Annotated in this window: 11 protein-coding genes; 5 read left to right on the forward strand and 6 right to left on the reverse strand. The window is 36.3% G+C overall.

The features are described 5' to 3' along the window. Positions 1-6: 6 nt before the first annotated feature. The gene (locus tag H6F62_RS12470) at positions 7-588 is read right to left on the reverse strand and encodes a Uma2 family endonuclease (RefSeq protein ID WP_137908700.1); all 582 of its coding nucleotides are present in this window, start codon (positions 586-588) and stop codon (positions 7-9) included. A gap of 253 nt (positions 589-841) precedes the next feature. Between H6F62_RS12470 and petE the strand changes: the two genes are divergently transcribed. Both petE and H6F62_RS12480 read left to right on the forward strand, forming a co-directional pair. Next, positions 842-1,261 carry a plastocyanin gene (gene petE / locus H6F62_RS12475; RefSeq protein WP_137908679.1) on the forward strand — a complete coding sequence of 140 codons (420 nt, stop codon included), beginning with the start codon at positions 842-844 and terminating at the stop codon, positions 1,259-1,261. A 141-nt stretch (positions 1,262-1,402) separates the two neighbouring features. Then, positions 1,403-2,284 (forward strand): TauD/TfdA family dioxygenase, encoded by an 882-nt coding sequence (locus tag H6F62_RS12480; RefSeq protein ID WP_190372184.1) that lies wholly within the window; start codon positions 1,403-1,405, stop codon positions 2,282-2,284. A 41-nt stretch (positions 2,285-2,325) separates the two neighbouring features. Here the strand turns inward: H6F62_RS12480 and H6F62_RS12485 are convergent, their stop codons facing one another. Then, complete coding sequence (locus H6F62_RS12485) at positions 2,326-3,834, reverse strand: UbiD family decarboxylase (protein ID WP_137908681.1); 1,509 nt, start codon at positions 3,832-3,834, stop codon at positions 2,326-2,328. Positions 3,835-4,001: 167 nt separating this feature from the next. On the opposite strand from H6F62_RS12485, the gene H6F62_RS12490 reads away from it, so the two are divergent. Next, positions 4,002-5,369, forward strand: coding sequence for a hypothetical protein (locus tag H6F62_RS12490; RefSeq protein WP_190372185.1), 1,368 nt, complete (start codon positions 4,002-4,004; stop codon positions 5,367-5,369). Between the two features lie 133 nt (positions 5,370-5,502). Further along, on the forward strand, positions 5,503-6,021 hold the full coding sequence (locus H6F62_RS12495; RefSeq protein ID WP_137908683.1) for a DUF29 family protein: 519 nt from the start codon (positions 5,503-5,505) through the stop codon (positions 6,019-6,021). A gap of 74 nt (positions 6,022-6,095) precedes the next feature. Here the strand turns inward: H6F62_RS12495 and H6F62_RS12500 are convergent, their stop codons facing one another. The 4 genes from H6F62_RS12500 to H6F62_RS12515 form a co-directional block, all read right to left on the reverse strand. Further along, positions 6,096-7,463 (reverse strand): DUF2330 domain-containing protein, encoded by a 1,368-nt coding sequence (locus H6F62_RS12500; RefSeq protein ID WP_190372186.1) that lies wholly within the window; start codon positions 7,461-7,463, stop codon positions 6,096-6,098. A gap of 9 nt (positions 7,464-7,472) precedes the next feature. Further along, the gene (locus tag H6F62_RS12505) at positions 7,473-8,288 is read right to left on the reverse strand and encodes an RnfABCDGE type electron transport complex subunit D (protein ID WP_137908701.1); all 816 of its coding nucleotides are present in this window, start codon (positions 8,286-8,288) and stop codon (positions 7,473-7,475) included. 205 nt (positions 8,289-8,493) lie between these two features. Beyond that, positions 8,494-9,735 (reverse strand): murein transglycosylase A, encoded by a 1,242-nt coding sequence (locus tag H6F62_RS12510; RefSeq protein WP_190372187.1) that lies wholly within the window; start codon positions 9,733-9,735, stop codon positions 8,494-8,496. Continuing rightward, the gene (locus H6F62_RS12515) at positions 9,728-11,041 is read right to left on the reverse strand and encodes a proton extrusion protein PcxA (protein WP_190372188.1); all 1,314 of its coding nucleotides are present in this window, start codon (positions 11,039-11,041) and stop codon (positions 9,728-9,730) included. Before H6F62_RS12515 ends, H6F62_RS12510 begins: the two co-directional genes overlap by 8 nt. A 58-nt stretch (positions 11,042-11,099) precedes the next feature. On the opposite strand from H6F62_RS12515, the gene H6F62_RS12520 reads away from it, so the two are divergent. Further along, positions 11,100-13,241: a recombinase family protein gene (locus tag H6F62_RS12520; protein WP_190372189.1), complete on the forward strand. Its 2,142-nt coding sequence runs from the start codon at positions 11,100-11,102 to the stop codon at positions 13,239-13,241. The last annotated feature ends 35 nt before the right edge of the window (positions 13,242-13,276 follow it).

Raw genomic sequence — 13,276 nt, forward strand, 5'->3', positions numbered from 1 at the left:
GGGTCATCATTTTTGACAAGGGGGTAACATATCAGATAAACTAATTTGTAAATCAGGAAACTCTAAAGCTGAGACTATTCCATCTTCCCCAATAATTACCTCACTTTCATAACCATTTTGAGTTGGGTTTCTAAAAATGTGTAATTCACGTTTTACCACATCTAGTACCCAATAATCTTTAATCCCTGCTAAAGAGTAAGCTTTAGCCTTAGTTTCACAATCTAATTTTAAACTACTATCGGCAACCTCAATAATTAAATAAACTTCTGATGGTGTAGGATGATGATCTGCATAGTCCAAAGGATCAATTTTCACGACGGAAATATCCGGTTCTGGTTCAGACCTATTATTTAATTTTACAGGTTCTTGACTAGATACCCAAGCACGATTTTCTAATCTTTTTTTGAATAAATAGTCTGTTCTTACCACTGCTGAACGGTGCGCTGTTCCTTTTGCAATCATCCAAATAATTCTCCCATTTAAAAGTTCCACTCGTTCATCTGGGGCAAAAATACCCGCTTCATTCATGCGGTGATATTCTTCCACCGTCCACAAACGCAATTCTAGATTTGTTTCTGTACTTTGCATAGCGGCTTTAATCACTTTGAGGTGTTTATGTTCACTTGTATTTAATCTAATTCTATCTTTGAGAATATAAATTCGCAGCAGGTAAGCGGACTCATAAAGTCTGACTTACAAACATCTTACCGCTGTCCGATCGCCAAAATATGGCTGCTGATGATGATTAACAAAAATAAATCTATGACAAGTTGTCATATTTGGCGTTAATTGTATTTAAAATGGGATGAGAACAATAAAAATTATTTCCGAGGACAGAAGTATGAAATCTATAGCAGCAACTTTGCGACGTTTGAGCCTAGCTGTATTGACAGTTATTGTAATTTTTGGTAGCTTTGCTGTGTTTACCCCCACTGCATCTGCGGAAACATATACAGTTAAGCTGGGTACTGATAAAGGTGCGTTGGCTTTTGAACCCAAGAAATTGACTGTTAAGCCCGGTGATACAATTGAATGGAAGAACAACAAAGTTCCTCCCCACAACGTTGTCTTTGATGCTAACAAGAATCCTGATAAAAGTGCTACTTTAGCAAAATCTTTGTCCCACAAGAAGTTATTAATGAGTCCTGGACAAACCGAAACCACGGTTATTCCTGCTGACGCTACTCCTGGTGATTACACCTTCTATTGCGAACCTCACCGTGGTGCTGGCATGGTTGGTCACATCATTGTTGAAGGCTAATATGTAGCTACAAACCATCCCTGTATATTAACGGGGATGGTAAAAGCAATCCTGATAATAGACAATCAAGACACAAAAATACTTTTATAATTATTGTAGATAAAAATTAGTTGACTTTTAGATCAAAGTTTTTTATTTAATATGAATTTAATTACACAGCCAATTTCTGAAAAAATCGGACAGCAAATTATTAGCCAAGACGATAAAAGTATTTTGGAAATAGACAGAGAAGAAATTATTAGTCTATTTAAAGAATATGGAGTTTTACTATTTAGAGGATTTACTGCTGATACTGAAATATTTAAAGAATTTAGTAATTTATTCAGCAATAATTTTTTAGATTATGCAGGTGGTGCTTTTAATAGAAGGGTAATTAATGATGATAAGACCATTTTAAGTGTTAATGATTTCCAAACAGAGATTAAATTACATGGAGAAATGTACTATCAAAAGAATATTCCCTTGATGTTGTGGTTTTTTTGTGCTAATCCCGCTGCAAAAAATGGTGAAACAACGGTTTGTGATGGTAGACAATTTTTTGCAGAACTCAGTCATTCAACTCAAGAATTATTCAGTCAAAAGCGGCTAAAGTTTACTGCGAAAATGAATAAAGAACAGTGGCAAAAAAAATATAAAATTGATGATATTAATGAATTAGAACAGATGTGTAAAACGAATGATACACACCTGACTATATATGAAGATCAATCAATTCTCTTTGAATATATTTGTCGAGTAGTTATTCCTAGCAGATGTGGAAAATATCAGGTTTTTATTAATAGCCTTTTACCAGCAATGCAGTTAAATCCTGATGTTCTGAAGTTTGATGATGATTCAGAAATTCCTGATGAACTTATGGATGAATTAAATGGAATTGCTGAGAGAATTACTACCAATATTGACTGGAAAAAAGGAGATATTTTAATGATTGATAATACAAGAATAATGCACGGTAGAAGGTCTTTTAAGGATGAAACAAGAGAGATTTATATCCGGTTATGTTCTCCAAATTTTCAATTTTAAAATAATACTCCCCTTCTGACAAAGAAGGGAAAGTTTAGGTATTACTTCATATCATAACCAAACAAGTTAGGGTCAACCTCTCCTAATTGTAAATCAGCTAAACCGTATTCTTGCCAACGTCTTTCCACCATGGCGGCTACACGAGGATCTGACTTTAAGGGTGAACCCCATTCATGTTCGGTTTCTGGAGGGATTTTTGTAGTGGCATCTATACCCATTCTCCCACCTAAACCGAGTTTTTCACTGGCAAAATCTAAGGTATCAAAGGGAGTATTAGGTAAAATAAATACATCTCTGGTAGGATCTACTTTAGAACTAATTGCCCAAACCACTTGACGAGGATCTCTAACATTGATATCCTTATCAACTACAATCACAAATTTCGTGTATGTAAATTGTGGTAACGCACTCCAAAACGCTAAAGCCGCCCGTCGTGCTTGTCCAGGATAAGCTTTGTCTATGGAGATAATCGCAGCTTTATAACTCAAGGCTTCCATGGGTAGGAAGAAATCAACTATTTCTGATACCTGTTGGCGTAAAATCGGGGTGTAAATCCGATTCAGAGCGATCGCCATCATTGCTTCTTCTTTTGGTGGCAGTCCGCTAAAGGTGGTAAGATAAACTGGGTCTTTGCGGTGTGTCATACACTGAAACCGCACCAAAGGGGAATCCTCCACACCGCCATAATATCCCATGTGGTCGCCAAATGGTCCATCAGGTAAAACTTCCCCCGGTGTAATTGTCCCTTCCAAAACAAACTCAGAATCTGCGGGAACTTCCAAATCTACAGTTTTACACCGGGCTAAGTTGACCCCAGAACCGCCGTACAATCCAGCAAATAACCACTCTGATAAATCCACAGGAATGGGTGTGGCCGCAGCCATAATGATTAAAGGATCTACACCCAGAGCGATCGCTACCTCTAACTTTTTACCACGTTCTGCGGCTTTGCGCAAGTGTCTCGCCCCTCCCCGTACTGATAACCAATGTACGGTCATTGTATGATGAGATTGTAGCTGTAAACGATACACCCCTACATTGGGGATTCCCGTCTCACAATCCTTAGTAATTACCAATCCTAGCGTAATAATCTTTCCGGCATCTCCCGGATAAGGACGTATTAAAGGTAACTTATTTAAGTCTAAATCCTGGCCTTGAATTACCACCTGTTGACAAGGGGGAAAAAAGTCCCGTCCCGGTTTGGCTTTCACCACGTCAAATAACACCTTACCAAAATCTATGGCTTGGGAGATCTTTTTTGGTGGTTTGGGTTGCTGAAGCATACTCAACTTCTTTCCCAGGGTTTCCAACTCCTCTGGTTTTTCCATGTTCATAGCCCAGCATATCCTTTCCACAGTCCCCATTAAATTGACCGCAACGGGAAAAGACGCGCCTTTGACGTTTTCAAACAGTAACCCTGGACCACCTTTTTGCAGCATACGGTTGGAAATTTCCGCAATTTCCATATCTGGGTCAACTAAAGCCGAAATTCGCTTTAATTGTCCTCTTTCTTCTAGAATTTTTATGAATCCCCGTAAATCTCGCGCCATGGTTTTGTTTTTATGAAGAAGTGTAAAGCTATTTTTATCTTAGTCTTGATTTGGATAAGTTGACTTCTTAGTACAAATATACTATATTGAGGAAAAGAGGGATTTTGCTCACGCACAGACGCAAAGAGAGAAATCCGGTTTTTAATTGATAAAAGTTAGGGGGTTTTATGTTGAAGTTAAATAACAAGATTTCCCTGTTAGAACTTATCCAAATTTTATCAGCATATCGTCAAAATATCATTTTGAATTTACATAATTTAAAGGAAGATTATCAAAGAACTGGTATTAAGCGAGTCAGGGGTATAAGGGATATTAACGGTGATTTGATTACTCCTTATTTAGAAACTCAAGATATCTATGGTGGTGATTTTGTGCAAATGGGTGTATTTGCTATAAATCGCAATACTGCTACTATTAATATGTTGGTAAGGCGGAAAGTTAAGCTGGTAAAAGTTGAGGATAATAGAGATATTATCGAAGTTGGGGGGTTGCTGGCTAATGACTTGGATAATTTTAATAATTATACCATTGTTAAAGATGGAAAACTTCACGTTTCCAGTTTAAATATCAAAATCAGTAACAAGAAAGTATTTGATTTATTGCAAGCTAAAGATGTAATTACTGCTGATAAATTTGATTTCAATTGTGAGTATACAATTAGGTTAGATAATTTACCATTAGTTCCCGTTAATATCAATTTTGGTAATCTTGATGGGTTGTTTAATCAAGTAGCAGAAATCAAAGTTCTTACCAGTATTCTATCTGCTTATTTACGCCATCAATCTGATGTATTTGTCAGTGATCAAATAGAGGAATTAAAACAAAATTATTTGTCAAAAAACCTGTATTTGAACTTCCCGACAACTCAAGAATATGCAAATACAATTGAGACTCATACTAGTTATAAAATTGATTTTGGTAATCAGGATATTCTCAACTTGAGTAAATTATATGCTGCTAACCAATTTTTAGGGAGGAGATATGAAGTTTATGACCAAGAAACTGGAGAGATATTTGCTAAACCAACCTTAGAAATGGGTTTAAATCAAAATATCGCTTTCCGACAAAAAGCCATTACTAGGAGAATGAAACTAACTAAAGTTGATGATTTGATGAAACCGATTTTTGATGACTTTTTGGGAATTAAAATCAATGGGAAAATAGGGGAAATTCTCAATCAAGTCGGTGATGACAGTTTAGCCTTGTTATTATATGGTAAACATGATGGTAAATTAGTCAATAAAGAAGACTTAATTACAGCAATGACAACAGCTTATAAAAAATTGGTAGCAGTTGTTGAGCAAATTTATCAACAAAATATTTCTTCCTTAGTATTTTATATTGGTGTCACAGGACATTTACCCAATAAAATCACAGCTAAAGCCATGACTGCTGAGGAATTAGCTGCTAAATATCCCCATTTACAATTTTCCAAACATGAACAGAAAGGAACATTTTACGAAATTGGAAATACCATTATTAGCGTTTATCCGCAAACAGAATATTACAGTAAAAAGTCATTAGCAGTTAGTTAATTGATCTTATAGAATCTCATAGCCAACCCGAATCAGAAGGAATATAAGGTTAATATTTGTCTAATGTATGTTATCATCAATAAATATTGTGAATGTATTGTGACTGTATTGTGACTGTGAGGTTAATAAAGCAATGACACAGGAATTAATAGACCTCAGAAATAGTATTTTAGAACAGCGTTACAGTGACGCTTTAGCCATTGTAGATGAGTTAGAGGGAATGGGTAGACAAGCGATTTTCAGAAACATTCAATCTTTTTTAGTAAGATTGATGATTCATTTAATTAAAAATCATGTAGAAAACCGATTAACTAATTCCTGGTCAAATTCAATTCGCAGTTCAATTAGAGAAATTAAAAAAATCAATCTGCAAGATAATAAAACCTCTTACTATATTAAGATAAATGAGTGGCAGTTAATATTAGAAGATGAATTTGAAGAAGCTATTCGAGAAGCCAGTGATGAAGTAATGAATGGTATTTATAGTCCATTTCAACTAACAGAAATGGTTGATAAAATGCAGATTATAAATCAATCTCAAATTCTGTTAAACTTGACATATAATTACTCAATCAAGGAATTACCAGCAGTGATTGATAATTATTTAACTCAGTTACCTGGTGGTGAAGATTGGAAATTAGGGAAAAGATGATTAATATTCCCGACTTCATTATCAATTGTCAGGTATTGTCAGGTAACGTAAGTAAAGTCACCTGACATCTAAATTTACAACCTTAGCCAAGATAAGAAATTATCCCACCAAGAATTAGAGATATTTCCCATAGATAATTTCATTTTTTGGCGAATATCTTGAATATTCCAGTTGGTAAGTCTAGCTAGATTTTGAGCTTCTTGTTCAAATCTCCGTCTTAAAGAACTTTTATATCTTCTCCCTGCACTACATTTAACCTTACCTGTGAATGGGTGTTGTAAAATATAACGTCCTTGAAAAGAGTCTCTTTGAGCAGTTTCTTGAAAGATCAAATCTTCAGGAAATTTATTTCTAGTATAGCGGACGTGCAAGCGAGTAATGAAAACACTACTACTGGGAAAACGAGAACGAAAACCCGGAGCTATGGGGCTATTACTATCACTATTATCATTCAACCAAAAAACACCGGCTTGTTTTAATTCTTCATTATTGAGTGGTTCAGCAGCACAAGGATCACAAGTACTCATATCCCAAGCATATTCTAAAAATCCGACTTTTTTATCTTCTTTGGTGTAGGAATTTTGGAACATGGATTTATAAAAATCGCCAAATTGATTTTTCACAAACACGGGAATATTCACATCTGAAGGAACTTTAACCGTGCGATAATTAGTAATTTCTGCCTGTCCTTTAGGTGAGAGAATATAAATGATTAAATCCTGTTCTTTAGTAGCGTTAACCATTCCTAAACGAATGGGTAACATAAATTTCCGTGATTCGTAGGAAATTTGTAAAGGACGCAGGAATTGATAACCTGATTCGGCAAATTTATCTAAATTGACTTTAGCAACAAAGAATTTCATCGCTGAACGAATGTAGGGTTTGAGTAATTCCTTTGCACCTTGAGGAATTTTATAACCATTGCGATTTAACCAAGTTTCTAAGCCACCAGATTCTTTAGCACTGAGGATAACAATATCATATTCACCAACATTAAATTTGGCTTCAACAGTTACACCCAAACTGCTATCTTTATTCGTACTACTATCTGATCTGGCTGCGTTTTGCATTGGTCGCATCTCGTTTATTTTATAAACTGGGGCGCAGGGGTCAGAATCAAAATATTCTACTAATCTTGGGGCGCTAAAAGCATCTAATCTTTCAATAATTTTTGGTTCAGCTACACGAACTTGTTCTTTTTGTAATACTGTGGGAACAGGAACAACAATCGCAAAATCTTTAACATCACCTTGAAAATCGTTAGCCATGGTTAAAACCGTGCGATTTCCGTCTCTAGCAAGTATGACTTGAGAAGCTTGGTTATAGAGTTTTGTATCGGCTTTAGCCACATAAAACCCACAAAAAGCCCAAGCTGTAGGCGCGAAACACAGCACTGCTAAAAGTGCAGATACTAAGGGCATAAATAGGCGAAGTCTTTTCATTTTGATGCCTTAATTAATTTTCAATTCTGCTTTATTCCACCAAGAAAATCTAGGGCTAAACCAAGATTTATCTAATAAAATAGTCAAGGGTGCAAGGGCAAATAAAGCCCAAAAAACAGCGGTAGAGAGAAAGAAATAATTCCGCAAAATAAACGTTAATAAAGCAATACATACCGCCCAGATTATTCTACTAATACGGGCGTTGGGAATTGAACGAGGATCTGTTACCATAAACAGAGAAAATAACACTAAAGATCCACTCATTAAATGATGAAAATAAACATCCCATGTCCAACCTAACCAAATATTTCTCACGGCTGCTAAGAGGGAATAAGCACCTAGAAAAGCAGCGGTAGTGTCCCAACGACCAACGCGCTGTAAAATCATTCCTCCAGTCCCTGCAAATAATAGCGCGTACCACCATTCTTCCCCCCATTGTCCTGGGGAAACCCAAGCATCATTAGTGAAGCTAAGAACAGCAATAATGCCAAAATTAGCAGGATTAAAAAAATGCTTTTCCCCATATTGAAAGATAAATTTACTTGCTATGGCTGCAAATCCAGCTAAGGCCATGGTTGGCCAATGATCAACCCGTAATAATAAACTTAGTCCCAAAGAGGTAATGAGGGGACTACGAATATTAATTGGTAAAATTCTGCTTTGGGATTTAGTGATCAATGAAAAGATAATTTGTGTTATTATGCAGGAAGCGATCGCTACACCAATAAATTCTGGATGTAATGTCCAGTCTCGCGTGAAAACGCCTAAAATCAGAAATAAACTCAGAAACAGAATTTGATAATCTCGAACATCTTTGAATAATATCATCTTCATTCCACTGATTACTCACAGCTTTTCTTCTAGTTTAAATCACTGTTGTCATAAATTAGGTTGTTGTTACAGTTTTTGTAACAAACGGGATTTATACAGGGGATATGGAATCAACGAACCACTCCAGGGACGCAGAACACAGAGAAATGGGGGGGAGGGATATTTTGCGTAAGTCCTGTAGAAGTCGGGAATCTAAAAATTACGGTTTTAATAATAGATAAAATAATTGTCCATTGCTGACTGTCACCCCCGCTCTTTCTCCCGCAGCTTCACCTGTTCCTAAAAAGTAATCTACCCTCCCTGCTCCTTTAATTGCGCCCCCTGTATCTTGATCTAAAACGTAACGACTCACCAGCCGATATTCGATTTTATTACTATTATTAATATAGGGAAAAGGAGCGCGAATTAATGCTAAAGCCCCTGGAGGCATTAATGATTTATCTGTAGCAATAGAACGCTCTGGAGTTAGTGGTACACTAATAGAACCTTGGGCTGGTTTTCCGTAGGTTTCTCGAAAAAATACAAAACTGCGATCGCGCGGAATATAAATATTCAAATCCTGGGGATATTTGCGGAAATAGTCGAGGATAATTGGCATATTTAACCCTTCTAAAGGTAATTTACCATCATCAACTAACGACCTTCCTAAACTTCTATAATTATAAGCTGTATCACCAGCATAGCCTATGGTTGTTTGTGTTCCATCTGTTAATTTAAGTTTGGCTGAACCTTGAATTTGAATCATATAAGGTTCAAGACGATTTCTCAACCAAAATAATTCTAATCCTTTTAATTTTCCCTTTCCACCTTGTAAACCATCTGCACCTTCTAATTCTAATCTAGTAGGATGGGGTTTAGCCCAAGATTCTAAATCAGCGGGATAGCGATAAACAGGATAACGAAACTCTTTTGTTGGTTGACGACTGGCTAAATATACAGGTTCATAATAAGCGGTAAATAAAACCGTTCCTTTATTATCTCTCCCTACAGATTGATAAAAAACAAATTCTTTTTCGATAGCTGCGTGTAGTTCTTGAGCCGATTTTGTGGAAATCAACAATTGACGAAATCTTTGCAAACTTTGATCAACTCTTTCTCTAGTAATTTCCGATTTTTGATAAGCCATAATCGCCTGTTCTGTTTGCAAATATTTCAGGCTATAATCTATAGACTGTAATAATGCTTTTTTATCATCATAAGTTGCTTGATCTAAACAGGAAATATCCTCTTGACAGCAAGTAACTGGTACTCTAGGAACAAGTACAGGTAACTTATTTGGCTCTGAATTTACTAACGGTGGTAAATTCCATTTTGCTAACCGACATTCGGGGGGACTAAGTTCTTGATTGGGGAGTGGTTTTATCCCCACAATTAAACTGGCCATAAATACAGGTAAACTAATAGTAATATTAGTAATATTGGCAAAATGCTGGCTATTCATTCATGTTATGGTAGGTAGCAACCGCAGAAGGTGAAATTCGATTTAAATACCGGAAAATCCAATATTTGAATATAGTATCTAAAATCACGGGAAATGTGGCAATAAATAAGAAAATAAAATCACGATTAGCCGCTAATCCCCAATGTCGTGATATCCCTTCTAAAAGCACTTCCCAACCGTGGGGAGAGTGAAACCCAACAAAAACATCGGTAAATAAAATGATAATAAATGCTTTAGCACTATCACTTAAACCATAGACTACGTTATCAATAAATTCTTTGAGTACAGCAATATCAGATTTACTAATTAGTAACAACACTGTGAAACTAATTACCGCACAAATATCAGCAAATACATTTTTAATTGCATTATCACTTTCTTGACGAAATTCCTCTTTTACTTCCTCTGCTTTCTCTTTGATCTTCTTTTCTAATTCTTCAGATCCCAGAGGAGGTGCATTACTAATTAATGCTTCAAATTTAATTCTTTCTTCAAACCTTTGTAATTTTAATAATCCTTCTTCTTCCATTTCTGCATTTAAGAAAACTTCCACTTTTTCTGCATTGCGGAAATGTTCTACTAATGGTCCAACAATTACAGCTTTGGAAACTTGATGAGTCAGGAGAGGAACGATAATAAGTAGCAGTATAAAGCGAATGGAGATAATACTTCTTTTTTGTGCTTGACGAAAATTTCTAACTACGTCCTGCTCAGAACCCGGATCTAATTCTACTTGTAGTCGAGTGATAGTATTGAAAATTGAGCGGGGTAAAATTCCTGTAGTATTAGCTTTTCCTTTTCTGATATTTTGGTTAAATTTACTTGGTGTTTTGGGTGTGAATGCTTGAGAATTAACTAAATCTGCGGGGACTTTAACCGGTTGAGAATTGGGATTTTCATAATTTTTGTATATATCATTATTATTGTATTTAGAAGTAACTTGGTCAATAAATTCTAGTTTCTCTAAAATTAATGCTGGGCTAGTATATTCTATACCCACTTTCATGGCGGCTTTTTGCTTAGATTCATTAGCCAACCACTGACTCGCTTTAAACTCCGTCAGCCGCATTTGTACCGTTTTTAATAACTTTTGCAAATCTGTCTCAAAATAATCCATGACACTACTACTGTAGGTGGTAGACTCGGAATCTATTTTGTTACCATGGAAATGTTTTTCTTCAATTCCCTGGATTTTTATAGCTGCTTGATAAGCTGCTTCTAAAGAACGCTCTGGTGTCAGTAGATACCATCTGTAAGCAGCTAGTAAAAAAGGGTATATTTTTTGTTTAAACACAGTATTTTTCATTGAGACCATGATCTGGCATTATCTACTAAACTATTAAACTTAAATTAACCTAAAAGATATGGTTTCTTCTATTTGGATTTTTGGTACTAGTCGCAGTGGTAAAACTACTCGCTTGCTAAACCAGTTTAGTGCTTGGTTGCAAATAAAAGACAGTAAGTTGTCCAATTTATTTGACAACCCTATAAATCCAACTGCAAATTTACACCAAAGAGAACTAGGTATTTTATTACTAGCTGCTAATGATGACAACAGACGAGAATTAGCTGATAGAGTTACTACTTTGACCTTGGGAAAACATCCTATTCGCGTCAAAACAGCCTTGGGGTTTTTTCAAGATGAGGTAATTTTATTTTGGCCATTATTAATTGATTTATTGTCAATAAAAGCACAATTTCCGGTCAGATTACATCCAGAAACGGAACAAGAATTAGCGACAAAACTCTGGAGTTCCCATTTAAACTCAGATATTTTGCGGCGTGTCGGTATAAATGAGCATCGTTTAGTTAGACGAATACTGGATTTATGGCAATTAGCAGCTTATGGCGGTGTATCCTGTGAACATATTCCCCAAATATTGCACAGTGGTATAGCAGATAATTCTATCAATTTAGAACCGGAATTTTTGGGTTCTTTACTACTAAATTGGCGAAATTGGTGTTTGGAACGGGGTTTATTGACTTATGGGCTAATTACCGAGCTATATAACCAGAAATTATTAACTCATGGTGACTATCAGCAGCATCTCAAGCAACGTTATCAGGGTATCATAGCAGATGATGTGGATGATTATCCGGCGATCGCTGCTAATTTATTTGAATTTTTGTTAAATACTGGCACTGTGGGAGCATTTAGCTACAATTGTGACGGGGCGGTGCGCTGGGGTTTGGGGGCTGATCCTCAGTATTTATCCAGATTAACTAAATATTGTCAAGTAGAGAATTTAACTAAACCACATCCCCATAGTTTGGGATATTTTCTCACTGATCAAATGGTAGAATTGGTAACACAGCCCATGACAATGTTGAGTTTACCAAGTTCTGTACAGCCTATGCAAACCACTTCCCGCGCCGAGCTATTACGTCAAATAGCCCAGATAATAATTCATGGGGTGAAATCCGGGGAAGTAGGGGCAGATGAAGTAGCAATTATTGCACCGGGACTAGATGCGATCGCTCGTTATACCTTAGTAGAAATATTAACTAAACAAAATATTGCAGTAGAATCACTTAATGAACAACGCCCATTAATTAGTTCCTCGGTTGTGAGAGCTTTACTGACCTTAATAGCTCTAGTTTATCCTGGTTTGGGGCGTTTAGTAGATAGGGACGCTGTGGCGGAAATGTTAGTTGTTTTAAGTCAATATCAAACTCCAGACGGGGAGGAAAAAGAATTTCATCATTCTAGAATAGATCCGGTGCGGGCTGGGTTAATAGCAGATTATTGTTTTGTTCCCCACCCCCACACACCCGATTTATTATCAGTGAAAACCTTTGAACGTTGGGATAGAATTGGTTATATTGCGACTCAGGCTTATGAACAAATATTACAATGGATTGTCCAACAGCGGGAGCAATATCACCGGCGACTTCTCCTCACTCCCATTTTTCTCTTATACAAAGCCATTCAAGACTTTGTGTGTAAGGATAAAAATCCTTCATATCAGGAGTTAGCAGCATTAAGAGAACTAATAGAAACTGCTCAACATTATTGGGAAATAGATACTCGTTTAAAAGAAACCGATTCCCTATTACTTTCACTGCATACGCCAGAAACACTTAGCATGACTATTGCAGAATTTATTCAACTGCTGCAACGAGGAACAATTACTGCAAATCCTTATCCGGTGCGTTCTATCGGTAACAATAGAAAAACTGTAACTTTAGCGACTATCTTTCAATACCGCGCTAGTAAAAAAAATCACCGCTGGCATTTTTGGTTAGATATTGGTTCACCCCTGTGGGCAAAAGGTGGCGCGGCTAGTTTATTTGGTGCTAATTTATTTTTACAGCATAGACTAGGAAAACCTTGGACAGCAGCAGATGAACAATTAGCCGAAGAACAAAGATTACAAAGAATTATCGCCGATTTACTGGCGCGTGTGTCTGATAAACTCTATTTGTGTCACAGTGATTTAGCTGTAAATGGACAGGAGCAAATAGGACTTTTGTTACCTTTGATTTATGCTTGTGAAGTGGTGTAAATAATTAAAACATCACATTTTTACGATAAAATACC

It is taken from the genome of Anabaena sp. FACHB-1391 (genome assembly GCF_014696755.1).
Classification (GTDB): domain Bacteria; phylum Cyanobacteriota; class Cyanobacteriia; order Cyanobacteriales; family Nostocaceae; genus Dolichospermum; species Dolichospermum planctonicum.

What these genes read in the sequence shown, in the direction of transcription:
- H6F62_RS12495 (WP_137908683.1), top strand. Translation starts at nt 5,503, where the DNA reads ATGACACAGGAATTAATAGACCTCAGAAATAGTATTTTAGAACAGCGT.
- H6F62_RS12490 (WP_190372185.1), top strand. Translation starts at nt 4,002, where the DNA reads ATGTTGAAGTTAAATAACAAGATTTCCCTGTTAGAACTTATCCAAATT.
- H6F62_RS12520 (WP_190372189.1), top strand. Translation starts at nt 11,100, where the DNA reads ATGGTTTCTTCTATTTGGATTTTTGGTACTAGTCGCAGTGGTAAAACT.
- H6F62_RS12515 (WP_190372188.1), bottom strand. Translation starts at nt 11,041, where the DNA reads ATGAAAAATACTGTGTTTAAACAAAAAATATACCCTTTTTTACTAGCT.
- H6F62_RS12500 (WP_190372186.1), bottom strand. Translation starts at nt 7,463, where the DNA reads ATGAAAAGACTTCGCCTATTTATGCCCTTAGTATCTGCACTTTTAGCA.
- H6F62_RS12485 (WP_137908681.1), bottom strand. Translation starts at nt 3,834, where the DNA reads ATGGCGCGAGATTTACGGGGATTCATAAAAATTCTAGAAGAAAGAGGA.
- H6F62_RS12470 (WP_137908700.1), bottom strand. Translation starts at nt 588, where the DNA reads ATGCAAAGTACAGAAACAAATCTAGAATTGCGTTTGTGGACGGTGGAA.
- H6F62_RS12510 (WP_190372187.1), bottom strand. Translation starts at nt 9,735, where the DNA reads ATGAATAGCCAGCATTTTGCCAATATTACTAATATTACTATTAGTTTA.
- H6F62_RS12480 (WP_190372184.1), top strand. Translation starts at nt 1,403, where the DNA reads ATGAATTTAATTACACAGCCAATTTCTGAAAAAATCGGACAGCAAATT.
- petE (WP_137908679.1), top strand. Translation starts at nt 842, where the DNA reads ATGAAATCTATAGCAGCAACTTTGCGACGTTTGAGCCTAGCTGTATTG.